Below are 22,322 nucleotides of genomic sequence, written 5' to 3'. Positions count from 1 at the left end.
TCCACGCTGCGGATCAGGGCCCGCAGGAACGCGGCCGCGCCGGCGAGCTCGGCCGGGGTGAGGCCCTCCACCGCGGCGAGCATACTGCGGTGCATGGCGCCCAGGGTGGCGCGGACCTCGTGGTCCGTCTTGGCCGTCGGCTCCACCACCACGGATCGGCGGTCCTGTGGGTGGGGTGCCCGTCGGGCGTAGCCGTCTCGGACCAGTCGGTCCACCAGGGCGCTGGCGGAGGCCGGGGTGATCTCCAGGGCGCTGGCCAGATCCCGCTGACGGACCTTGTGGCCGCGTCGGTCGGCCCGCAGCAGGTAACGCAGGGCTGACAGGTGGGTCTCTCCCATCCCCATGCTGTCCCGGGTGCGGGCGCGCATGCGCCGTTCGGCCTCCCGGTAGCGTCGCAGCAGGTTGAGCACGTCCACAGGTTCGATCTCGCGGGCGCCGCGGGTGTACCAGTAGCCCGACGTCGGTTCGCCATCCGTGCTGGTCAGCGTGGTGTGCTCCTCACCCATGCGCTCTTGAACCTCCCTATTCACGTCACCCCGAAAATTTGGTTAGTCTTCCTAACGCATAGTTACACTAACATTATCCAGGTCACGGCGATCTCTGTGAGGGGGCGCCCGGGCCGCGGCGAGAGGAATGTCATGACAGCAACGCTGGAGGCCCCCCAGGCCATGGGGCGGACCCTGTCCGCCGTCCCGCCCGTCCTCGAGTCCCCGGCGCCCCAGCCCGCCGCCTTCCGTCAGCGCTGCGCCCGCCTGGCCATGAGTGCCGCGCGGGCCGTCACCGTGTTCCCCGAGGTCGCCGAGGCGAGGTTCGCCATCACCGGCACCCCCTCCGCCCCGGAGCTGGAGGTGGACTGCATCCTGCGGGACGGAGAGGACACCGCGGCGGTCATCGAGACCATCACGGTGCACCTCGTCGAGGACCTCGAGGAGCTGCTCGGCGCACGGTTCCACGAACGTCGGCTGGAGCTGGTCGTGGACCGCAGCCTGCCCCGGGTGGGCGTGGGGGTCGTCTCCGCGCCCTGAGGGAGGCGCTCACGCGAACGCGCTCATCCCGGTCAGGTCCCGGCCGAGGATCAACGCCTGCACGGACTCGGTGCCCTCGTAGGTGTGCAGCGCCTCGACGTCGGCGAAGTGCCGCATCACCCGGTGCTCAAGGAGGATGCCGTTGCCGCCGAGCATGTCGCGGGCGATCTGCGCCACCCGCCGCGCGCCCCGCGTGCAGGCGTACTTCAGCAGGGACGCCTGCTCGTCGCGCAGCCGCCCCGCCGCCTGCAGGCGGGCCACGGCCACGCAGCGGGTTTGCATCGCGGTCACCTCGTCCAGCATCTGCGCGAGCCGTTCCTGCACCATCTGGTGCGCTCCCAGCGGCTTGCCGAACTGCTCGCGCTGCCGGGCGTACGCGAGTGCGGCCTCGAACATGGCGGTCGCGTGGCCCAGCGCGGACCAGCCCACGTTCACGCGGGTGGCCACCAGCACGCGCGCGGCGTCCTTGAACGTCGCCACGTCCGGCAGCCGGGCGTCGTCGCCGACCCGCACGTCGGTCAGCGTGATCTCCGCCTGGTGGATGGCCCGCAGCGCGCCCTTGCCCGTGATCACCTCGGCCTCGTAGCCGGGCGTGGACTGCTCCACCACGAACCCCTTGACCTGGCCGTCCTCGGTGTCGCGCGCCCACACGATCGTGATGCCCCCGGCGGCCCCGTTGCCGATCCACTTCTTGGCGCCGTTCAGCACCCAGCCGCCGGCGCCGTCGGGCCGCGCGGACGTCTCGAGGGACACCGAGTCCGAACCGTGCAGCGGCTCCGTGAGCGCGAACCCGCCCGGCAGCGTGCCGCGCGCCACCGGCTCGAGGTACCGCTCCTTCTGCTCCGGGCTCGCGCAGTGCACCAGGGCGCGCAGCACGAGCCCGCCCTGCACCGCCGCCGCGGCCGCCATCGACCCGTCCGCGCGGGAGATCTCCATCGCCACCAGGCCCGCGGCCAACGGCGACATCACCGCGTGCCCCGGCACCTCCAGCCCGTCGGTGAGCAGGTCGAGCTCGCCCGCCCGCGCCACCAGGTCCAACGGGTACTCCGCCCGGTCCCAGTGCCCGTCGATCCGCTCGAGCACCTCCCGGCCGTAGGCACGGGCGCGGTCCCAGTGCGCGCGGTCCTCCTCCGTCGCCTCCCCGAACGCGTCCAGGTAGTCGACGTCCAGGGGCGTGACGACGTCGTAGGTCGGCTTCTGCCTGCGCGTCACCGGGCCTCCTGCGTCCGCTCGGCGCGCAGCGCGCGCTTGAGCAGCTTGCCCGACTGGTTCCGCGGCAGCTCCGCCACGAAGTCCACGCGCTTGGGCACCTTGAAGCCTGCCAGGCGCTCCTTCACGTGGGTGCGCACGGTCTCCGCGGTCAGCTCGGCGCCCTCCTTGAGCACGACGACGGCGGTCACCGCCTCGATCCAGCGCTCGTCCGGCAGGCCGATGACGGCGACCTCGGCCACCTCGTCGAGCTCGTAGATGGCGTCCTCGACCTCGCGCGGGGCGACCAGCACGCCGCCCGTGTTGATGACGTCCTTGATGCGGTCCACCACCTGGATGTAGCCGGCCGCGTCCTGGGTGACCTGGTCGCCGGAGCGGAACCAGCCGTCGTCGGTGAACGCGTCCGCGGTGGCATCCGGGCGGTTCCAGTAGCCGGAGAGCAGCTGCGGCGAGCGGTACTGGATCTCACCGGGCTCGCCGGGCGCAGCGGGGGCGCCGTCGGCCGTCATCACCCGGGCCTCCACGTGGAACACGGGGCGGCCGCACGAGGCGGGCCTCGCGTCGTGCTCCTCGGGGCGCAGCACCGTGCACAGCGGGCCCAGCTCGGACTGGCCGAAGCAGTTGTAGAAGCCGATGCCCGGCTGGCTCTGGCGCAGGCGCTGCAGCACGGTCACCGGCATGATCGAGGCCCCGTACTGGGCCTTGCGCAGCGAGGAGAGGTCGCGCGTGGCCAGGTCCGGATGGTTCGCCAGCGGCACCCAGACGGTGGGCGCCAGGAACAGGGAGCCGATGTGCTCGGTCTCCACGAGCTCGAGCATCCGGGGGATGTCCGGGGCGGCCAGCAGTCGCACCGTGGCGCCGAGGCTCAGGTAGGGGAGCAGGAACACGTGCATCGCGGCCGAGTGGTACAGCGGCATGGCCACGAGGGGGCGGTCCTCGGCCGTGAAGTCCAGCGCGATGATCGAGGAGAGGTACTCCGCCACGAGCGCCCGGTGGGACATCATGGCGCCCTTGGGGGTGGAGGTGGTGCCGGAGGTGTAGAGCAGCTGGGCCAGGTCGGTGGCCGACACCTCCGCCTCCGGGGCGGCGGCGTCCAACGTCTCGTCCTGGGCGGTCTCCAGCACGGAGGGCTCGGCGTGGCCGGCGGGGAGCATGGTCCACACGTGCCGCAGAGCCGACGCGCGGCCCTCGGCCCGGACCTGGTCGACCCGCTCGAGCATGCCGGCGTCGGCCACGAGCAGCTCCGCGCCGGAGTCCTCGAGGGCGTGGGCGAGCTCGCCGCCCTTGAGCGCGAAGTTCACGGGCACGTGCACGTAGCCGGCCGTGACGCAGGCGAGGAAGAGCAGCGCGTAGGCGTCCGAGTTGGTGGCGTAGGCGGCCACCCGGGTGCCGGCCGGCAGGCCGGTGTCCTGGAGGCGGCGGGCCACGCGGTGCGCTCCGTCCCGGAGCTGGGCGTAGGTCCAGTCGCGGTCCTCGAAGCGCAGGGCGACGGCCTGCGGGGAGCGGGCGACCGCGCGTGCGAACACGCGGCCGATCGTGTCCTCCGGGGCGGGGGAGAGGTGGCCGGCGTCGGTGGGGTGGGTGATCTGGTCGGGCATGGAAACCTCCGGGGGATGGGTCAGAGACGTTCGATCACGGTGACGTTGGCCTGGCCGCCGCCCTCGCACATGGTCTGCAGGCCGTAGCGGCCGCCCGTGCGCTCGAGCTCGTGCAGCAGGGAGGTCATCAGGCGGGCGCCGGTGGCGCCGATGGGGTGGCCCAGGGCGATCGCCCCGCCGTTGACGTTGACCTTCGCCGGATCGGCGCCGGTCTCGGTCAACCAGGCCAGCACGACGGCGGCGAACGCCTCGTTGATCTCCACGAGGTCCATGTCGTCGATGGTCAGGCCCATGCGGTCGAGCGCGTACGCCGTCGCCGGGATCGGGGCGGAGAGCATCATCACGGGGTCGGCGCCGCGGGCGGAGATGTGGTGGATGCGGGCTCGCGGGGTGAGACCGTGGCGGTGCACGGCCTCCTCGGAGGCGAGCAGGAGGGCGGCCGCGCCGTCGGACATCTGGGACGCGGTGGCCGCGGTGTGCAGCCCGCCGGGGACGATCGGGTCGAGCGAGGCGATCTTCGTGGCGTCCGGGGTGCGGGGGCCCTCGTCCGCGGTGAGGCCGGCGAGGGGTAGGATCTCGCGGTCGAAGCGACCGTCGGCCTGGGCGGCGAGCGCACGCTCGTGGGAGCGCACCGCGAACTCCTCCAGGGCGTCACGGTCCAGGTTCCAGTGCCGGGCCATCATCTCGGCCCCGCGGAACTGGGAGATCTCCTCGCTCCCGTAGCGGGCGGCCCAGGACTCGGAGCCGGTGAACGGGTCGGGGAAGCCGAGATCGCGGGCGGCCGTGTTGGACCGGGAGAGCGGGATCGCGCTCATGGACTGGACGCCACCGGCGACGACGAGGTCCGCCGTCCCGCTCATGACGGCCTGCGCGGCGTAGTGGACTGCCTGCTGGCCGGAGCCGCACTGGCGTTCGACCGTGGTGCCGGGGACGTCCTCGGAGAGCCCGGCCGCGAGCCAGGCGTTGCGCGCCACGTCCATGGCCTGCGGGCCGAGCTGGTCGATGCAGCCGAGGATGACCTCGTCGTATTCGGCTGAGTCGATGTCCTGGCGGCCGACGAGCTCGCGCAACGGCGCGGCCGCCAGGTCGAGGGGATGCACACCGGCGAGCCCCTTCCCTCGGCGACCCACGGGGGTGCGGACGGCGTCGATGATGTAGGCCTCGGGCATGGGGGCTCCTCCGGACGGCGGGGACGTGACGCCGATCACGCTATTGCTTGGACGTCCAACGATCAAGAGGGTGACGGGATCCGTCGGGCGGCGTGGAGGGGCGCCGTTTCGTCAACGAAAGCGGCTCGGGGCGCGCCGTTTCGGCCACGAAAGCGCCGGGGCGGGCGTCGCTTCGCCCTGGTCAGGACCCCCTGCCCCGGGCCTACCGTGAGGGCCAGCGGCGCGCACCCGTGCCGCCGAGACGAGAGGAGCCGGCCATGGCCACCCCGCACACCCCCGACCCCCAGGACGCCCGGCGCGCACGCGAGGCGACGGACGAGACCTCCGGCGTCGCGTTCGACGGCGACACGCCCCCCGCCGAGGGTGCAGGCGTCGGCCCGAGCAACCCGGGCATGGACGTGGAGCAGACCGGCGAGCGCTCGGCCGGCAAGATCGTGCTCGGGCTGATCATCGCCCTCGTGGTCATCGGCGTCCTGGTGTTCATCCTGGGCCGCGTCGCCGGCCTCGGCTGAGCCGCGGCGCAGACGCCTGGGGCACGCCACCGGCCCACCACGACCACGGGGCGGGCACCGATCCGTCGGTGCCCGCCCCGTGGTCGTGTCCGCTCCGCGGTGATGCCGCTCAGCTGCGACGCCGCGCCGTCGCAGCGGTCAGAAGCCGCCGCCCACGGTCCGGCGGCCACCCGCCGTGCGTCGGCCGGCGGCACCGGACCGGCCGCGGGAGGCGAGGGCCCCGCCGAGCAGCCCGCCCAGCAGGCCGGTGCCGAGGCCGCCCGTGGACCGGGCCGAGGGTCCGAAGCCGCCGCGGTACGCACCGGAGCGGCGCCCGCGCGTCGTGCCCCCGGCGCCGCGGCGCGAGAGCTCACGCAGCGCCAGACCGCCGAGCGTGCCCAGGAGGGCACCGCCCAGGCCGCTGGACCGGCGTCCCTGAGAGCGGGCCTGCCGGCCGAAGCCGGGGGACCGGCCGATGTGCGCACCGATGGTGGGTCGGCTGGAGCGGCGGCCACCGCCGCCGAGAGTGCGGGTGAGGCTGGAGAGGATGCCCATGGTGTCCTCCTCGGACGTCGTGCCGGCCACTCGTGCGTGGCCGGTCGGGTGCGCCTCAACCTAGGCGTCGACCCCCGCACGGTGTCCAGACCGGGCCTCCTCATGCATCGAGGCGGGATATCCACCCCACGGCCGCCCGCGGCAGCCGGATGAGGTCGATATCCCGCCTCGAAACGCGCGGGCGGGGGCGTCAGTCCTGGAGCGGGGAGGTCTTCGGCTCGTCCCGCCAGAGGGCCACGTTCCGCGCCTCGGGCAGGTCGGAGATGTGGAAGCCCGGATCCATGCCCGCCTTGAGCTTGCGCTCGTAGTCCCGGAGCAGCTTCACGGCCAGCCCGCCCAGCGGGATGATCGCCACGAGGTTGATGGTCGCCATGAGGGCCGCGAACGTGTCCGCGAGGTTCCACACCAGCGCCACGGAGCCCAGCGCGCCGCCGACCACGCACACCAGCACGAGCACGCGGAACACGCTGATGGCCCGACCCGCGTGGCGGCCGGCCAGGTACCGGATGTTGGCCTCACCGTAGTAGGTGTTGCCCAGCACGGAGGACCAGGCCAGGAAGAAGATGATGACGGTCAGCGCCGGGCCGGCCCACGCGCCCACGGCCTGCTGGAGCGCACCCTGGGTCACCTGCATGCCGAGCGCCTCCCCGCGTCCGTAGGCCGGGTTGGAGAGCAGGATGACGAACGCGGTGGCCGAGCACACGATCAGGGTGTCGAAGTAGACGCCCAGGGACTGCACGAAGCCCTGCTTGGCCGGGTGGGAGACGGCCGCGGTGGCGGCGGCGTTCGGGGCGGAGCCCATGCCGGCCTCGTTGGAGAACATGCCGCGGCGCACGCCCTGCATCACCATCGTCATGCCGACGGCGGCGCCCGCGACCTCGCGCAGGCCGAAGGCGTGGCCCACGATCAGCGCGATCATGCCCGGGACCTCGGTGATGTTGACGACCATCACGATCAGGGCCAGGAAGATGTAGAACGTGGCCATCACGGGGACCAGCACGTTGGTCACGGCCGAGAGCCGGCGCACGCCGCCGAAGATCACGAGGCCGGTGAGGGTGGCCAGGCCCAGGCCCACGATCCACGCGGTGGTGGAGGACGCGCCCCAGTTGGCCTGCACGGACTCGGAGATCGAGTTGGACTGCACGGCGTTGAACACGAAGCCGTAGGTCACGGTGATGGCGACGGCGAACACGGCCGCCAGCCACTTCGCGCCCAGGCCGTCGCGGATGTAGTACGCGGGGCCGCCGAAGTAGCCGTCCGAGCCCTTCTGCTTGTACAGCTGGGCCAGCGTGGACTCGACGAACGCGGTGGCGCCGCCGATGATCGCCAGCAGCCACATCCAGAACACGGCGCCCGGGCCGCCGATCACGATCGCGATCGCCACGCCGGCCACGTTGCCGGTGCCCACGCGCGAGGCCGCCGAGATGGTGAAGGCGCGGAACGGGCTCACGCCGTCGTTCTCGAACCCGGTCTGGGACTTGGCCGTCACCGACCGCAGCATCTCCGGGAGCATGCGCACCTGCACGCCCACGGTCCGGATGGTGAACCACACCCCGGCCACGAAGAGCAGCGCCATCACGACGTACCAGTACTTGTCGTTGAGGGCCGTGATGGCCGCTGTGATCTGTTCCACTGTCGCTTCCACAGCCCCACCCTAGAGGCTGGGGCGGAGGACGGGGAATCGGGGGCCGGGGTCAGCCGGCGGCGTCGTCCTCGACGCGGAGCTGGATCAGCTGCCCCATCCGCTCGGGCAGGTCCCCCTCGGGGGTGCCGACGCTGGCGTGGCGGGCGGCGGCCCGGGCGAGGTCGTCGGCCAGTTCGTTGCCGTGCACGCCCACGTGGCCCTTGACCCACGTGGTGTCCACCTGGACGTCCGCGGCCTGCGCCAGGTCGACGGCGGCCAGCAGGCGCCGCAGGGTGCGGCGGATGCGCTCGCCCCGGGCGCCGCCGAGGGTGAGCCGCTCGCGGCGGGCGGCGTTGAGCAGGGCCAGCGCGGCGCGCGAGTCCGAGTGGATGGTGACCCGGCCGCCGGGGGTGCCCGCCCACGCGCAGATCACGTGCCCCAGCACGAGCGCCTCGAGTTCCACCTCGAGCGGCATCGTGGCCCCGGCCACGGCCTGCACGGCCCACATGCTCGGCCCGGCGACGGCGGCCGCCCCGCCGATGCGGGAGCCGCGCAGCACGGAGCCGTCCACGTACACGTCCGTCACGTCCGCCTCGTCCGCGAACGTGAGGCTGTGGGTCACCCCGGGCAGGTTGCGGCGCAGGAAGCGGTCCGTGCGGCGGCGGGAGAGGAAGACGCCGGAGGAGCGGCGCAGCGCGTCCTCCTCCTCCTGGGCGGCCTCGATGGCCTCGAGCGGGATCCGGGCCGCGCCCGTCTGGGCGACCGTCTCCGGGTCCACGTCCGGCAGCAGGTAGCTGGAGCGCTGCGTGCCCACGGGGGACTCGTCGAGCCGGTAGGAGACCACGCGCGTGTCCACGGGGGCGAGGACCTCGAGCAGGGCGAGCAGCTCGGCGTCCCGGTCCGAGCGCAGCCGCACGATCACCGGGCGCTCCGGTGGCAGGTCGACGGTGACGGTGGACCAGAAGACGCTCAGATGCGCCGTGCCGACCATCCCGGTGTAGACGTGGCCGCGGACGTCGTCGCCGAGCTCGCGCAGCTCGAGCTCGCGGGCCACGTAGACGATGCCCCCCGTCGTCGGATGCAGGTCCAGGCGGAGGGCGGGGCCGTGGTCCACGCCGGGCAGCATGGCCAGCGGGCTGGCCACCACGCGGACGCCGTCCCGGCGGATCCGGGTGCGCGGCGGGGAGGGGCGGGGGACGACGGGGCCGGTGCGCGTGAGGTCGACGCCGTTCCGGTCCCGCGGGGTGCCCCGAGGCCGGCGGGCACGGACCACGCGCAGCGGGCGGTGCTGCTCCTCCGCCTTGGCGCCCGGGCCACGGAAGTCCCAGCCCACGTCGACGAGCGCCGCGGGGTGTGCGGGCTCGACGTCGTGATGCAGCGTCCGGTCCACGACCGTCCGCGGGTGGTTGATCCGTGCTCCCATGGCTTCGCCGGCTGTGTCGAAGGGGACCGCGCCGGAACTGTGAGCCGGGTCCGGCGGGCCATGCTGGTCCTGCGGCGGTCGGGCGGGATCGCCGTGGACGAAGGGGACGACCCGTCCCGACCTGTTCTGCTCTGGGCGACCTTACCGAGCGCACCTGTGAGGAGGCAGGTCTCCTCTCCTCGGCCTCCCGCGCGGCCGCGTCGGACGAGGCGTCAGAGCGGGTCCGTGCGGTGCCGCTGCACGTCCGGGCCGGTCGGCACGCCGAGCGCCTGCGCCTGCGCGCGCTGCTGCCGCAGGGACACGGTGCCCAGCAGCAGCGCCAGGGCCCGCTCCCCGTCCTCCGGGGTGTCCGCCGCCTCGGTGAGCAGACGGTGCAGGCCGAGGCCGCCCAGCCCGAGCGCGAGGGCGGAGAGCACCACGTCCGCCCCGTCCCGGTGCCGCAGCAGGGCGGCCTCCGCGGCCTCGGCGCGGCCCGCCAGGTCCGTGACGCGGCGGGCGCGCACACTCTCCTCCGCCTCGGCGACGATCCGGTCCGCCACCCGCGCCAGCAGCGACTGCTTGTCCGGCACGTGCCAGTACAGCGCGGAGGCCTGCACGCCCAGCACCGCGGCCACGCGCCGCATGGACAGGTCGCCCATGCCGAAGTCCTGCAGGATCCCGACGGCGGCGTCCACCACGTCCTGGGCAGTCAGCCGGGGGCGGGGTGCGGGCGGGGTCATGCCTGAGAGGCTACCGCCGGGCCGTCCTCCTCCGCCGCGATGCGTCCCCCCGCGCCGAGGCGCACGGTGCGGTCGGCCATCACGGCGGCCTCCGCGAGGTCGTGGGTGACGACGACGCCGGTCGTCCCCGCCGCCCGCAGCACCGCCCGGATGTCCTCGGCCAGGCGCCGGCGCAGGTCCGCGTCGAGCGCGGACAGCGGCTCGTCCAGCAGGAGCACCCGCGGGGCCGGGGCCAGCGACCGGGCCAGCGCCACGCGCTGGGCCTGCCCGCCGGAGAGCCGCTGCACAGGCCGGTCCGTGAGCTCGGTCAGGCCCACCAGGTCCAGCAGCTCGGCCACGCGTGCCCGCCGCCGGGCCCGGTCCCAGCCGGCGGACTCGAGGCCGTACGCCACGTTCCGGCCCACGGTCCGGTGCGGGAACAGCTGCCCGTCCTGGAACACCATCCCCACGCCCCGGCGGTGCGTCGGCACCGCCGCCACGTCCCGCCCGTCGAGCTCCACCGTGCCCGCCACGACGTCCTCGAGCCCGGCGATCCCGCGCAGGATCGTGGACTTGCCCGAGCCGGAGGCGCCCACGAGCGCCACGATCTCCCCGGCGGCCACGTCCAGGTCCGTCCCCCGCACGGGGGTGGAGCCGTCCGGATAGCGGATCGCCACATCCCGCAGCCGGAGGGAGGCCCCCGTCGTCGTCGGCGTCATCACAGACCTCCCGCCCCGGCCGGGCCCCGGGGGCGCAGCCGCTCGCACACCAGCATGATCCCGGCGCTCAGCACGGCCAGCACCGTGGCCGCCGCGAGCGCCATCCCGTAGTTGTCCGCGCCCGGCCGGCCCAGCAGCCGGGCGATCAGCACCGGCAGGGTGGGCGCGGACGGGCTCGCCAGGAAGCTCGTGGCCCCGAACTCGCCCAGGGACACCGCGAAGGCGAAGCCCGCGGCCACGCCCACGCCGCGGGCGAGGAACGGGCCGTCCACGGTGGCCAGCACCCGCCACGGGCCCGCCCCGAGGGTGCGTGCGGCCTCCCGCAGCCGCGGGTCCACCGCCGCGAGCACGGGCACGAGCGCCCGCACCGCGAGCGGCAGCGCCACCACCGCCTGGGCCAGTGGCACGAGCACGCCCGAGGCCGCCAGCTCCGGGAACGCGGCCCGCAGGGACACGACGAAGCCGAAGCCCACGGTCACCGCGGACACGCCGAGCGGCAGGAGCAGGGCGCCGTCGAGGGCCCGCTGGGCCACCAGCGCCGCGCGTGAACGGAAGGGCCGGGTCAGCAGCAGGGCCAGCGGCACGGCCACCACGAGCGTCACGAGCGTGGCGTCCACGGCCACCCGCAGGGACTGTTCGAGCGCCTGGGCCGGCGTCGACCCGCCCACGAACCCGCTGCCCGCGCTCGTGGACAGCAGCCGATAGTTGCCCAGCCCCCAGCCGTGGCGGGTGTGGAAGGAGCGCACCACGAGCGTCAGGATCGGCGCCACCACGAGCGCCACCACCGCGAGCATCACGGCCACCGGGACCGCGTCCGCGCGCGTGAGCCGGGCCGGCGGCGTCTCCCGCAGGCGCAGCGCCCGCTGGGTGCGCGCCGCCGTCACGCCGGAGACCACGACGGCGGCCAGCACCACCGCGAACTGCAGCACGGAGAACACCGCCGCGGTCCGCAGGTCCAGGTAGACGGAGGTCTGCACCCAGATCTCCGACTCGAGCGTGCCGTAGCCGGGCCGGCCGAGCGTCTGGACGATGCCGAACGCGGACGCGCAGAACAGGAACACCAGCGCCGCGCTCGCGGCGATCGCCGGGGCGAGCTGGGGCAGCGTCACGGTGCGGAACGCCCGCCACGGCGAGGCGCCCAGGGTGCGGGCGGCCTCGGTCTGGCGCGGGTCGAGCGCGTTCCACAGCGCGCCCACCTGGCGCACCACCACGGACACGTTGAAGAAGACCATGGCCAGCACGACGGCGGTGGTCGTCTGGTCCAGCCCGGTGAAGCCCAGCGGTCCGCCGGGGGCGAGCAGGGCGCGGAACGCGACGCCGACCACCACCGTGGGCAGCACGAACGGCACGAGCACGAGGGCGCGGAGCACGGCCCGCCCCGGGACGCGACGCCGGTGCAGCACGAACGCGGTCGGCAGGCCGAGCGCCACCGAGACCACCGTGCCGGCGGCGGCCATCCCGAGCGTCTGGCCGAGGATGCGCCACGTGCGCTCGCGGGCGAGGGTCTCCCTGAAGGCGGTGAGGTCCACGGCGCCGGTGAACGCGTCGGCGTCGCCGCCGATCCCGCGCCAGAGCATGGCCGCCACGGGCCACGCGAAGAAGACGAGCAGGAAGGCGACCGGCAGGACGGCGGCCACCAGCCACCACGGGCCGAGCCCGTCCCCCCGGCCGCGGGCCCGCCGGCGCGGCAGGTCCGTGCCGGGGGCCGCGACCTCGGTGAGCGCGGACATCAGCGCCGGGAGGCCTCGGCCAGGGCGGTCCACTCCTTCAGCAGGTCCTCGCGGCGCTCGTCGATGCGGGCGGGGTCCGGGGTGATGGCGTCCTCGACGAGCGGCGCGTTCTGCGCCCACTCCTCGGGCAGCTGCACCGACTCGTCGATCGGGTACATGTACATCGACTCGGGCAGGGCGGACTGGACCTCCTCGGTGAGCAGGAAGTCCACGAACGCCTGTGCGCCCTCGGGGTTCTTCGCGCCCTCGAGCACGCCGGCGTACTCGACCTGCGGGGTGCAGGAGTCCTCGATCACCTCGGTCTCGGGGGCGAACGCGGGGGAGGAGGAGTAGGAGAGCACCACCGGGAACTGGCCCTTGCCCTCGCCGCCGGAGAAGTCCGAGTTGTAGGCGTCGGACCAGCTGTCGGCGACCTTGCCGCCGTTCTCCATCAGGCCCTGCCACCAGTCCTGCCAGCCGTCGTCGCCGTACTTCTCCGTGGTGGCCGCGAGCAGCGCCAGGCCGGGGGAGGAGGCCACGGGGGAGGTGGCGACCGTCAGCTTCGCGTACTCGGGGTCGTCGAGCTGGTCGATCGAGGTGGGGGCCTCGACGTCGTGGGCCTCGAACCATGCCGGATCCGTGTTGAAGCACACCTGGCCCTGGTCCACCGGGGTCATGCGGTCCTCCACCATCCGGTCCTGTGCGGAGGCGGGCAGGTCCTGCGGGGTGTATTCGGCGACGACGCCCTCGCGGACGAGGCGGTGCGCCGAGTGGTCCTCCACGCCGTAGACGCCGTCCACGGTGGGCTCGTCCTTGGCCAGCAGGAGCTGGTTCACCACGCTGCCGGCGTCGCCGGGGGCCGTCGTCTTCAGGGTGTAGCCGGACTCCTGCTCGAACTTCTGGACGAGCTCCTGGGGCAGGTTGAACGAGTCGTGCGTCATGATCGTCACCGTCGTCGGCTCGCCGCCGGCGCCGGCGGCGGACGACGACGCCCCGTCGCCGGACGAGCCGGACACCGAACAGCCGGTGAGGGCGAGGGCGGCCACTGAGAGGGCGGCGAGGGCGCGGTGCGGGGTGCGGGACATGGCGGTTCTCCTCTGGGACGGCAGAGGGGCCGGGACGAGGCCGCCACCGGAATCCCGGGACGACGTCGACCGGGAGACTCGACTTCCTTCGCCGGTGCGGACCGGAGCAGGTTCGAGGGTCTGCGGCGGACCGCACTCTCAGCGCCGCGCGGGCGCTCCCCTGTCGATGTGGACTGGTCCCGACCCTACCCCGTCCGGCCCGCGCATAGACTGCCCGCGTGAGCGCCGCACAGCCCGCGGGGGTGACCCCGCCGCCCGCCTCGTCCAGCCCCGCCTCCGACTGGGACATCCGCCGCCCCCACCGCATGTGGCCGCGCATGCTGGTGATCGTCCTGACGCTCGCGGGCCTGGTGCTGGTGGTGCAGTTCTTCCAGGGGATCGCCTCCATCGCGGCGCCCGTCTTCCTGGGGCTGAACCTCGTGATCGTGGCCTACCCCCTGCAGGCCTGGCTCATCCGCCGGGGCCTGCACCCCGTGCTCGGGGCCGCCACCACCGTCCTGCTGGTCGTCGCGGTGATGGCCGTGTTCGGGGGCATGATGGTGTGGTCCGGCCTCGAGCTGGTGGCGGAGCTGCCGAAGTACGCGGACCGCTTCCAGCAGATCGTCCTGGACGTCTCGCACTGGCTCAACGAGCGCGGCGTGACCCCGGACATGGTGTCCCAGCAGCTGGCCTCGATCGACATGAGCACCGTGACCGGGACGGCCGTCAGCGCCATCACGAAGATCGCCACGAACGTCTACGCGGTCTTCGGCCTGCTCGTCACCGTGATCATGGGCATGTTCTTCCTGGCGATGGACTCGATGGATGTCGAACGCCGCGTCCGCCTGCTCAGCACCGCCCGCCACGAGTTCGGCCACGCCCTGGTCGAGTTCGCCCAGGGCGTGCGCCGCTACTGGGTGGTCACCACGGTGTTCGGCCTGATCGTGGCGGTGCTGGACGTGATCGCCCTCATGCTGATCGGCGTGCCGCTCGCGCTCGTGTGGGGCGTGCTCAGCTTCCTCACCAACTACATCCCGAACATCGGCTTCATCATCGGCCTGCTGCCGCCGGCCGTCCTGGGCCTGGCGGCGGGCGGCTGGTCCGACTTCCTGTGGGTGGTGGTCAGCTACTCGGTGCTGAACTTCGTGCTGCAGTCCGTGATCCAGCCCAAGGTGGCCGGCGACGCGATCGGCGTGATCCCCACCGTCAGCTTCCTCTCCCTGCTCTTCTGGGCCTGGGTCCTCGGCCCGCTCGGCGCGATCCTCGCGCTGCCCTGCACGCTGCTGGCCAAGGCCGTGCTGATCGACGCCGACCCGAACGCCCGCTGGATCAACGCGCTCATCGCCTCGGACCTGAAGGGGATGGAGCGCCGTCAGTCCTCGCTCCTGGAACGGCTGCGCCCGGCGGCCTGGCGATCCGACGCGCACGGGGGAGATGAGGACCGCGCCTCGGCGGACGGCGGGGACGACGACGGTCCCGCGACGGACGAGGTCACGGGCGAGGCTGGAGCAGCACCAGGTCGTTGAGCGCGCCGGCCAGCCGCAGCAGCGGCGGGGCGGGGAACGACAGCTGGGGCAGCCCCGGGTGCAGTGCCGCGCACGCGGCGGCCGCGGCCTCCTCACCCGCGGCGTCCTCGAACGCCGGCCGCAGCACCGCCGCGCCCAGCGGCAGCGTGTCCAGGAGGGAGCGGGGGCCCCGCTCGGCCGGGTCGTACTCGGCGGGCTGCGCCGCCCCGGTCACCGTGCGCACGCGCAGGGGCCGGCCGGCGGCGTCGTCGGCGCCCTGCAGGAAGCGCAGCGCCGCCGCGGCGTACGGGTGCTCGGGGTGGAACCGGTCGCCGCGCCAGTGCACGGCGGCCTCGCCGTCGCCCTGCAGGCGCACCCACGAGGCCAGGTGACCGGGCCCGCCCCACGGCCCGGTGTCCGGCCGCGGTGCCGGCGGCACCCACAGCACCCGGGTGATCCCCAGCAGGGCGGCGAACTCGGCGGCCACCTGGCCGGGGGTCCACGCGCCGTTGATCCGCCCGTCCAGCACGGGGTCCGCGGCCACCACGGCCGTCCCCTCGCCGTCGGTCACCCAGGCCCCGCGCGGGGCGCACAGCAGGGGCGTGAGCAGCGGCAGTCCCGCCGCCTCCGCCACGGCCGTCGCGGCCGCCCCGTCGAGCGGCCCGGTCCCGGTCAGGCCCGCGGCGCTGCGCCAGGCGACGGCGGCCAGGCCCTCGGGGCGGCGGATGAAGCTCGGCCCGGTGCGGCCCAGCAGCGGTGAGCCCACGGGCGCGCGCAGCAGGTCCACCTCCGGGGGCACCAGCCGCGCCGCCCCGGCGTCGCGCGGGTAGGCGAGCACGGTGACCGGCAGCACGGCGGCGAGCGTCTCGGCCAGGCCCACGACGGCGTCCCGCGTCTCGTCTAACAGCGTCGGCACCGGGTGGCGGTGGGGCAGGACGAGCCAGGCCCGCTCGGGCGGATCCTCGGGTCCGGGCACGGGCACGACGACGTCCCGGCGCTCCCGCGCGTCGGTGGGGACGGGGTCGGCGGCGGCCATGGCGGACGGGCTCCTGGGAAGACGGCGGCGACGCGCGGGCGCGCGGCGAGGGGATGTCCATCGAGCATAGGCGTCTGACAGGAAGCCGCGGCGGTTTGACCTGTGACCCGGCACACGTGCAGAGTGCGGCCATGACCGCGATGTTCTCCGCCCAGGACCACGACGATCTCGACCGGGTCCTCGGCGCGACCGGCGGGATCCCCGACCCCGCCGACCTGCACGCCCTCGCCGACGACGCCGTCGCGCAGGTGCGGCGTTGGCTCGCCGAGTCCCGCGACCATGAGGCCGACTTCGCGGCCCGCCAGCTGGCGGGCGCCCTGAAGGAGCCGGGCGGCCTCGACTTCATCGTGCGCTTCGTGGACCACGTGGTCCGCCCCGAGGACCCCGCGATCGCCGCCCGGGCGCTGCGGGAGCTCGCCGGCCGCGCCCCCGGCTTCCTGCCCCCGGCCCTGCGCGCCGTCCTCGGCGTCGGCGGCCGCGCCGCCCCGCTCGTGCCGCGCATCGCCGTCCCCACGGCCCGCCGCGTGCTGCGGCGCATGGTCTCCCACCTGATCGTCGACGCGCGGGACCGGCAGCTCGGCAAGGCCATCGCGGCCCTGCGCGACGAGCACACCCGGCTGAACATCAACCTGCTGGGCGAGGCGATCCTCGGCCAGGGCGAGGCGGACCGCCGACTCGAGGGCATCGCCGCGCTGATCCGCCGCGACGACGTCGACTACGTGTCCGTCAAGGTCTCCGCCGCCACCGCCCCGCACGCGCCCTACGCGTTCGACGAGGCCGTCGCGGACATCACCGAGCGGCTCACCCCGCTGTTCGAGCTCGCCCGGGACCGGGACACCTTCATCAACCTGGACATGGAGGAGTACCGCGACCTCGACCTCACGCTCAACGTGTTCACCGCCCTGCTCGAGCAGCCGGGCCTGCGCGACTACGAGGCCGGCATCGTGCTGCAGGCCTACCTGCCGGACGCGCTCGCGGCCATGGTGCGCCTGCAGGAGTGGGCCGCGCGCCGCGTCGCCGCCGGCGGCGCCCCGGTCAAGGTGCGCGTGGTCAAGGGCGCCAACCTGCCCATGGAGCGGATGCAGGCCTCCCTGACGGGCTGGCCGCTGGCCACGGTGGGCTCGAAGCAGGAGGCGGACACCAACTACAAGCGCGTGCTCAACTACGCGCTCACCCCGGAGCATCTGGCCCACGTGCGCATCGGCGTGGCCGGGCACAACCTCTTCGACGTGGCCCTGGCCCACCGGCTGATCGAGCGCCGCGGCCTCGACCCGGCCGCGGTGGAGTTCGAGATGCTCCTCGGCATGGCCACCGGCCAGGCCGCCGCCGTCCGGGCGGACGTCGGCGCCCTGCTGCTCTACACGCCCGTGGTGCGGCCCGAGGAGTTCGACGTGGCGATCTCCTACCTCGTGCGCCGCCTCGAGGAGGGCGCCTCCCCGGAGAACTTCATGTCCGCCGTGTTCGACCTGGACGCGGACGCGGACCTGTTCGCCCGCGAGGAGGAGCGCTTCCGCGCCTCGCTGCGCCACCTGGACGCGGCCGTGCCCCGTCCGAACCGCCTCCAGGACCGGTCCCGCGGGGAGGACGGGCCGACCCCCGCCCCCGTGGACGGCTTCGCCAACACCCCGGACACGGACCCCGCGCTGCCCGGCAACCGGGAGTGGGCCCGCCGGATCCTCGCGGCCGTCCCGGGCTCGGACCTCGGGACGGACACCGTCCGCGCCCACCGCGCCACCACGGCCGACGACGCCCGCGCCGCCATCGCCGCCACCGCCGACCCCGGCGCCCGCTGGGGCTCGCTCACCGGCCACGAGCGCGCCGACGCGCTGGACGCCGTCGGACGGGCCCTGCACGCCGGCCGGGCCCGCCTGCTGGAGGTGGCCGCCGCCGAGACCGGCAAGACCCTGGACCAGGGCGACCCCGAGGTCTCCGAGGCCGTGGACTTCGCGCACTACTACGCGCGCCTGGCCCGCGGCCTGGACGCGGTGGAGGGCGCTCGCGCCGTGCCCGTCCGCCTGACCCTGGTGATCCCGCCGTGGAACTTCCCCGTGGCCATCCCGGTCGGGGGCGTCCTCGCCGCGCTCGGGGCCGGCTCGCCCGTGGTGTTCAAGCCGGCCCCGCAGTCCGAGCGGACGGGCGCGGTCGCGTGGGAGCTGATCGTGGCCGGGCTGCGGGACTCGGGGCTGTTCGACGACCGCGGCCCGCTCGCCGGGCACGACCCCGCGGACCTCGTGCGCCTGGTGACGCTGGCGGACGAGGACGAGGCGGAGGTCGGCGCGGCGCTCGTGACCGACCCGGCCGTCGAGCGGCTCATCCTCACCGGCAGCTGGGACACCGCACGGCTGTTCAAGGGGATGCGCCCCGACCTGCACCTGCTCGCCGAGACCTCCGGCAAGAACGCCGTGATCGTGACCCCGTCCGCGGATCTGGACCTGGCCACGAAGGACGTGGTCCAGTCCGCGTTCGGTCACGCCGGCCAGAAGTGCTCGGCGTCCTCCCTCGTGGTGCTCGTCGGCTCCGTGGGCACCTCCGAGCGCTTCCACCGGCAGCTGCTGGACGCCGCCTCGTCCCTGCACGTGGCGCACCCCGCGGACCCGCGCGCCGAGATGGGCCCCGTGATCGAGGCCCCCGGCGAGAAGCTGCGCCGCGGGCTCACCGAGCTCGGCCCGGGGGAGCGGTGGGCCCTGCGCCCGCGGCAGCTGGACGAGACGGGTCGCCTGTGGAGCCCGGGCATCCGCTCCGGCGTACGACCCGGCGCCGACGCCCACCTCACCGAGTACTTCGGCCCCGTGCTGGCCGTGATGACGGCCGAGACGCTCGAGGAGGCCATCGGGATCGTGAACGCCGTGGACTACGGCCTCACCTCCGGGCTGCACTCGCTGGACCGGGAGGAGATCGACGTGTGGCTGCGCGGCGTGCGCGCCGGCAACCTCTACGTGAACCGCGGCATCACCGGGGCCATCGTGCGCCGCCAGCCCTTCGGCGGCTGGAAGCGTTCCGTCGTCGGCCCCACCACGAAGGCCGGCGGGCCGCACTACCTGCACGGCCTCGTGGACTGGGAGGACGCGCCCACGTGGGCCGGGGGAGAGGGGCGGCCCGGGTCCGAGGCCGACGGTGCGGGCGCGTCCTGGCTCGAGACCGCCCGCGCCCTCGACACCCACGCGTGGACCACCGTGTTCGGGGTGGCCACGGACGTCTCCGCGCTCGAGGCCGAGCGGAACGTGCTGCGTCACGTCCCCACCCCGGTCCTCGTGCGCCGGCACTCGGGGCCCGCCGACCACCTGCTGCGCATCGTCTCCGCCGGCCTGCGCGCCGGGGCGCCCATGACCGTGAGCCTGCGCCCGACCCCCACCGCGGAGGGGCCCGACGCGGACGGGCTCTCGGCCGAGGCCGTGCGCGGCCGGGTGGAGGAGCTGGTCCGGTCCGCCCGCACGGAGGGTGCCGGCACGGCCGCGCCGGTGGACGTCGTCGTCGAGGATGACGCCGCGTTCCACGACCGCGCCCGGCGGCTGGCCCTCATCCCGCCCGCGACGGAGGGCGGCGGCGACGCGCGGATCCGGCTCGTCGCCGACTGGACCGGCGACCGGGAGGCGGCCGAGGCGGCGCGGAGCGCGCTGCACGCGGCGCTCGGCGACACCCCCGACGTGGCGGTCTACGCTGGCCCCGTGGTGAGCGCCGGCGAGGTGGAGCTGCTGCCGTTCCTGCACGAACAGGCCGTGTCCGTGACCGCCCACCGGTTCGGCACGCCGGACCATCTGACCGAGGGGGTCCTGTGACCCCGAGGAGGAACCTCCGATGCATCTGATCCCCCGCACGATCTGGGTCGTCGCCCGCGCCCGCCGCCGCCCGCGCGCCGGACTCTGGGAGCCGACGACGCTGCCGATGCGCGCCCTGCCCACGGACGTGGACCTGGCCCTGCACGTCAACAACGGCCAGTACTTCGGGCTGTTCGACCTCGGCCGCTTCGACGCGATGGTCCGCACCGGCCTGTGGGACGAGATCCGCCGTCGCGGCTGGACGCCCGTGGTGCAGGCCGAGCAGATTGCGTTCCGCCGCTCGGTGACCCTGGGGCAGCGGTTCGACGTGGAGACGCGGATGATCGGCCTGGATGAGCGCGCGGTGTGGTTCGAGCAGCGCGTGGTGGTCGACGGCGACGTCGCGGTGCGCGCGTACATCTGCACGCGCCTGCGCAAGAAGGACGGCCGCCCCGTGGAGAACGACGAGGTCCGGGCGATCGCGGCGGCGGCCGGCCACGACCTCGCGGGGGAGCCGACGCTGCCGGAGTGGCTGCACGAGTGGCGGCGCAGCGTGGCCCTGCCGTCGGCCCGGACGCCCCTGCCCCACACGTGGGACCTCGACACAGTGCGGCGAGGATGAACGTTCGAGTGATATAGGGCACGATGGTCGGGTGAACAACAGACTCCTGATCGTCGCGACCCTCTCGCTGGCCGCGCTCGTCGTCGTGCTGGTGGCCGCCATCGGCGGCGGCGCGTGGTGGGTGCTGGCGGTGCTCCTGGTGGCGCTGCTCGTGCTCGCCGTGTGGGACATGACCCAGAAGCGGCACGCGATCCTCCGCAACTACCCCGTGCTCGGCCACATGCGGTACCTGCTGGAGTCGATCCGCCCCGAGATCCAGCAGTACTTCATCGAGCGCAACTTCGACGGCAAGCCGTTCGACCGGGACACCCGCTCGATCGTCTACGCCCGTGCGAAGGGACTGGACAGCCACAAGGCGTTCGGCACCGAGCGGGACACCTCGGAGATCGGCTACGAGTTCCTGTTGCACTCCACCGCCCCGGTCAACCCGCCGGAGGAGCCCCCCACGGTGCGGATCGGCGGCCCGGACTGCCGCCAGCCCGTGGACATCTCGCTGATGAACATCTCGTCCATGTCCTTCGGCTCCCTCTCCGCCAACGCCGTGGTCGCCATGAACAAGGGCGCCGGCCTGGGGGGGTTCATCCACGAGACCGGCGAGGGCGGCCTCACCAAGTACCACCGCGGCAACGGCGCGGACCTGTTCTGGGAGATCGGCTCCGGCTACTTCGGCTGCCGCAACGAGGACGGCACCTTCAGCCCGGAGAAGTTCGCCGAGAAGGCGGTGCTGCCCGAGGTCAAGGGCATCACCATCAAGATCTCCCAGGGCGCGAAGCCTGGCCTGGGCGGCATGCTGCCCAAGGAGAAGATCTCCCCCGAGATCGCCGAGGCCCGCGAGATCCCGATGGACAAGGACTGCCTGTCCCCGGCGTCCCACTCCGCGTTCCGCACCCCGCGCGAGATGGTCAAGTTCATCGAGCAGCTCCGTGAGCTCTCGGACGGCAAGCCGATCGGCATCAAGTTCTGCGTGGGCTCCCGCGTGGACGTGCTGGCCATGACCAAGGCCATCTGGGAGGAGCGGATCGCCCCCGACTTCATCATCGTGGACGGCTCCGAGGGCGGCACCGGCGCCGCCCCGCTCGAGTACTCGGACCGCGTGGGCACCCCGCTGACCGAGGGCCTCATGCTCGTGCACAACGCGCTCGTGGGCACCGGCCTGCGCCACATGATCAAGCTCGGCGCGGCCGGCAAGGTCGCCACCGGTTCGGACATCGTCAGGCGTCTGATCCAGGGCGCGGACTTCACCATGTCCGCCCGCGCGATGATGATGGCCACCGGGTGCATCCAGGCGCAGAAGTGCCACACGAACGAGTGCCCCGTGGGGGTGGCCACGCAGGACCCGCGTCTGATGCGCGCCCTCGACGTGGAGGACAAGGGCAACCGCGTCTTCAACTACCACCGCCTGACCGTGCGCGAGGCCGTGCAGATCATGGCGTCCATGGGTCTGACGCATCCGTCCCAGCTGAACACCCGCATGCTGCGCCGACGCGTGGACCACCTGAGCACCCGCTCGTACGCGTCCATCTACCACTGGCTGCGCACGGACGAGCTGCTCAACGACCCGCCTGCCGGCTGGGCCATGGACTGGGAGGAGGCGGACGCGGACCACTTCGGCGAGCACGCCCGCGTGGACTACCTCACCGAGCGCGACCCCGAGTGGCGCTCCGAGCTGCTGATCCCGGGCCGCGAGGCGGGCGGCGCCCCCGTGCAGGGCTCCCCCATCTCCGGGACGGGCTCCACGCTGGTCGACGCCCGGCAGACCGAGTCCGTGCCGCTGACGACGTCGCCGATGCCGCGCGTCAGCTCGCTGGGTGAGGGCGAGTCGCTGTGCACGCCCGGCGGCCGTCGTCGGGCCCCGCAGGATCCGGCACCCGCCGCCACCGCCGGCGAGACGCCCACCGACGAGAACGAGGGCCTGCCGGCGGAGGCCGGCGAGCGGCCCGAGCGCCAGGACGGCGAGGAGGTCACCCAGCGCGGGACCACCGGCCGCGTGGAGGGTGAGCACCGCGGCGAGGGCCGCGTCGGCTGACCTGTCCCCGCAGTCACCCCCGCTTTCGAGGCGGGAAATCCACCTCACACGACGCCCCCGGGCGCCCATGAAATAGATTTCCCGCCTCGTCGCG

At 74.1% G+C, this 22,322-nt stretch carries 18 protein-coding genes and 1 riboswitch; of the genes, 6 read left to right on the top strand and 12 right to left on the bottom strand.

The window, feature by feature from the left end; translation table 11 throughout:
• On the bottom strand, positions 1 to 506 hold a 506-nt coding region (locus ACFI33_RS06625; protein ID WP_462623832.1), incomplete at its 3' end, for a MarR family winged helix-turn-helix transcriptional regulator.
• 132 nt (positions 507 to 638) lie between these two features.
• On the opposite strand from ACFI33_RS06625, the gene ACFI33_RS06620 reads away from it, so the two are divergent.
• Positions 639 to 1,025: a hypothetical protein gene (locus ACFI33_RS06620; RefSeq protein ID WP_051050341.1), complete on the top strand. Its 387-nt coding sequence runs from the start codon at positions 639 to 641 to the stop codon at positions 1,023 to 1,025.
• A gap of 9 nt (positions 1,026 to 1,034) precedes the next feature.
• Here the strand turns inward: ACFI33_RS06620 and ACFI33_RS06615 are convergent, their stop codons facing one another.
• From ACFI33_RS06615 to ACFI33_RS06605, 3 genes are read right to left on the bottom strand one after another with little or no spacing between them, the layout of a single operon-like run.
• The gene (locus tag ACFI33_RS06615) at positions 1,035 to 2,237 is read right to left on the bottom strand and encodes an acyl-CoA dehydrogenase family protein (RefSeq protein ID WP_060974321.1); all 1,203 of its coding nucleotides are present in this window, start codon (positions 2,235 to 2,237) and stop codon (positions 1,035 to 1,037) included.
• Positions 2,234 to 3,832, bottom strand: a complete 1,599-nt coding sequence (locus tag ACFI33_RS06610) for a fatty acyl-CoA synthetase (protein ID WP_127435336.1) — start codon at positions 3,830 to 3,832, stop codon at positions 2,234 to 2,236. The genes ACFI33_RS06615 and ACFI33_RS06610 overlap by 4 nt, the downstream gene beginning before the upstream one ends.
• 20 nt (positions 3,833 to 3,852) lie before the next feature.
• Complete coding sequence (locus ACFI33_RS06605) at positions 3,853 to 5,001, bottom strand: acetyl-CoA C-acetyltransferase (protein WP_101967496.1); 1,149 nt, start codon at positions 4,999 to 5,001, stop codon at positions 3,853 to 3,855.
• A 257-nt stretch (positions 5,002 to 5,258) separates the two neighbouring features.
• Between ACFI33_RS06605 and ACFI33_RS06600 the strand changes: the two genes are divergently transcribed.
• The gene (locus ACFI33_RS06600) at positions 5,259 to 5,513 is read left to right on the top strand and encodes a DUF6480 family protein (protein WP_095346987.1); all 255 of its coding nucleotides are present in this window, start codon (positions 5,259 to 5,261) and stop codon (positions 5,511 to 5,513) included.
• A gap of 138 nt (positions 5,514 to 5,651) precedes the next feature.
• Here ACFI33_RS06600 and ACFI33_RS06595 read toward each other — a convergent pair whose 3' ends face one another.
• From ACFI33_RS06595 to ACFI33_RS06565, 7 genes are all read right to left on the bottom strand, one after another.
• Complete coding sequence (locus ACFI33_RS06595) at positions 5,652 to 6,047, bottom strand: hypothetical protein (RefSeq protein ID WP_462623831.1); 396 nt, start codon at positions 6,045 to 6,047, stop codon at positions 5,652 to 5,654.
• 190 nt (positions 6,048 to 6,237) lie between these two features.
• On the bottom strand, positions 6,238 to 7,680 hold the full coding sequence (locus ACFI33_RS06590) for an alanine/glycine:cation symporter family protein (protein ID WP_127435571.1): 1,443 nt from the start codon (positions 7,678 to 7,680) through the stop codon (positions 6,238 to 6,240).
• Between the two features lie 61 nt (positions 7,681 to 7,741).
• Positions 7,742 to 9,094: an RNase H family protein gene (locus tag ACFI33_RS06585; protein WP_440314340.1), complete on the bottom strand. Its 1,353-nt coding sequence runs from the start codon at positions 9,092 to 9,094 to the stop codon at positions 7,742 to 7,744.
• A gap of 212 nt (positions 9,095 to 9,306) precedes the next feature.
• The gene (locus ACFI33_RS06580; protein WP_095346991.1) at positions 9,307 to 9,813 is read right to left on the bottom strand and encodes a TetR family transcriptional regulator; all 507 of its coding nucleotides are present in this window, start codon (positions 9,811 to 9,813) and stop codon (positions 9,307 to 9,309) included.
• Positions 9,810 to 10,511 (bottom strand): ABC transporter ATP-binding protein, encoded by a 702-nt coding sequence (locus ACFI33_RS06575; RefSeq protein ID WP_036316162.1) that lies wholly within the window; start codon positions 10,509 to 10,511, stop codon positions 9,810 to 9,812. The genes ACFI33_RS06580 and ACFI33_RS06575 overlap by 4 nt, the downstream gene beginning before the upstream one ends.
• Positions 10,511 to 12,241: an ABC transporter permease gene (locus ACFI33_RS06570; RefSeq protein WP_060973498.1), complete on the bottom strand. Its 1,731-nt coding sequence runs from the start codon at positions 12,239 to 12,241 to the stop codon at positions 10,511 to 10,513. The genes ACFI33_RS06575 and ACFI33_RS06570 overlap by 1 nt, the downstream gene beginning before the upstream one ends.
• Positions 12,241 to 13,305: a thiamine ABC transporter substrate-binding protein gene (locus tag ACFI33_RS06565; RefSeq protein WP_095694961.1), complete on the bottom strand. Its 1,065-nt coding sequence runs from the start codon at positions 13,303 to 13,305 to the stop codon at positions 12,241 to 12,243. The genes ACFI33_RS06570 and ACFI33_RS06565 overlap by 1 nt, the downstream gene beginning before the upstream one ends.
• 66 nt (positions 13,306 to 13,371) lie before the next feature.
• Positions 13,372 to 13,477: riboswitch (TPP riboswitch) on the bottom strand.
• A 46-nt stretch (positions 13,478 to 13,523) separates the two neighbouring features.
• Between ACFI33_RS06565 and ACFI33_RS06560 the strand changes: the two genes are divergently transcribed.
• Positions 13,524 to 14,810, top strand: a complete 1,287-nt coding sequence (locus ACFI33_RS06560; RefSeq protein ID WP_127435511.1) for an AI-2E family transporter — start codon at positions 13,524 to 13,526, stop codon at positions 14,808 to 14,810.
• Here the strand turns inward: ACFI33_RS06560 and ACFI33_RS06555 are convergent.
• Entirely contained in the window at positions 14,776 to 15,825 is a 1,050-nt protein-coding gene (locus ACFI33_RS06555) for an agmatine deiminase family protein (RefSeq protein ID WP_462623830.1), read from the bottom strand. The genes ACFI33_RS06560 and ACFI33_RS06555 overlap by 35 nt on opposite strands.
• 131 nt (positions 15,826 to 15,956) lie before the next feature.
• On the opposite strand from ACFI33_RS06555, the gene ACFI33_RS06550 reads away from it, so the two are divergent.
• Genes ACFI33_RS06550 through ACFI33_RS06540 form a run of 3 tightly spaced genes read left to right on the top strand, consistent with a single transcriptional unit; the run spans position 15,957 to position 22,228 of the window.
• Positions 15,957 to 19,601 (top strand): bifunctional proline dehydrogenase/L-glutamate gamma-semialdehyde dehydrogenase, encoded by a 3,645-nt coding sequence (locus ACFI33_RS06550; protein WP_101966107.1) that lies wholly within the window; start codon positions 15,957 to 15,959, stop codon positions 19,599 to 19,601.
• A gap of 19 nt (positions 19,602 to 19,620) precedes the next feature.
• Entirely contained in the window at positions 19,621 to 20,202 is a 582-nt protein-coding gene (locus ACFI33_RS06545) for an acyl-CoA thioesterase (protein ID WP_060973503.1), read from the top strand.
• A 31-nt stretch (positions 20,203 to 20,233) separates the two neighbouring features.
• Positions 20,234 to 22,228, top strand: coding sequence for an FMN-binding glutamate synthase family protein (locus ACFI33_RS06540; protein WP_169577814.1), 1,995 nt, complete (start codon positions 20,234 to 20,236; stop codon positions 22,226 to 22,228).
• Positions 22,229 to 22,322 lie beyond the last annotated feature (94 nt).

This window comes from Micrococcus sp. PSi08 (genome assembly GCF_054960655.1).
The sequence above is the reverse complement of the archived record's forward strand: the minus strand, read 5'-3'. Positions and strand labels throughout refer to the sequence as shown.

What these genes read in the sequence shown, in the direction of transcription:
- ACFI33_RS06580 (WP_095346991.1), bottom strand. Translation starts at nt 9,813, where the DNA reads ATGACCCCGCCCGCACCCCGCCCCCGGCTGACTGCCCAGGACGTGGTG.
- ACFI33_RS06620 (WP_051050341.1), top strand. Translation starts at nt 639, where the DNA reads ATGACAGCAACGCTGGAGGCCCCCCAGGCCATGGGGCGGACCCTGTCC.
- ACFI33_RS06610 (WP_127435336.1), bottom strand. Translation starts at nt 3,832, where the DNA reads ATGCCCGACCAGATCACCCACCCCACCGACGCCGGCCACCTCTCCCCC.
- ACFI33_RS06565 (WP_095694961.1), bottom strand. Translation starts at nt 13,305, where the DNA reads ATGTCCCGCACCCCGCACCGCGCCCTCGCCGCCCTCTCAGTGGCCGCC.
- ACFI33_RS06595 (WP_462623831.1), bottom strand. Translation starts at nt 6,047, where the DNA reads ATGGGCATCCTCTCCAGCCTCACCCGCACTCTCGGCGGCGGTGGCCGC.
- ACFI33_RS06585 (WP_440314340.1), bottom strand. Translation starts at nt 9,094, where the DNA reads ATGGGAGCACGGATCAACCACCCGCGGACGGTCGTGGACCGGACGCTG.
- ACFI33_RS06570 (WP_060973498.1), bottom strand. Translation starts at nt 12,241, where the DNA reads ATGTCCGCGCTCACCGAGGTCGCGGCCCCCGGCACGGACCTGCCGCGC.
- ACFI33_RS06545 (WP_060973503.1), top strand. Translation starts at nt 19,621, where the DNA reads ATGCATCTGATCCCCCGCACGATCTGGGTCGTCGCCCGCGCCCGCCGC.
- ACFI33_RS06575 (WP_036316162.1), bottom strand. Translation starts at nt 10,511, where the DNA reads ATGACGCCGACGACGACGGGGGCCTCCCTCCGGCTGCGGGATGTGGCG.
- ACFI33_RS06550 (WP_101966107.1), top strand. Translation starts at nt 15,957, where the DNA reads ATGACCGCGATGTTCTCCGCCCAGGACCACGACGATCTCGACCGGGTC.
- ACFI33_RS06605 (WP_101967496.1), bottom strand. Translation starts at nt 5,001, where the DNA reads ATGCCCGAGGCCTACATCATCGACGCCGTCCGCACCCCCGTGGGTCGC.
- ACFI33_RS06555 (WP_462623830.1), bottom strand. Translation starts at nt 15,825, where the DNA reads ATGGCCGCCGCCGACCCCGTCCCCACCGACGCGCGGGAGCGCCGGGAC.
- ACFI33_RS06600 (WP_095346987.1), top strand. Translation starts at nt 5,259, where the DNA reads ATGGCCACCCCGCACACCCCCGACCCCCAGGACGCCCGGCGCGCACGC.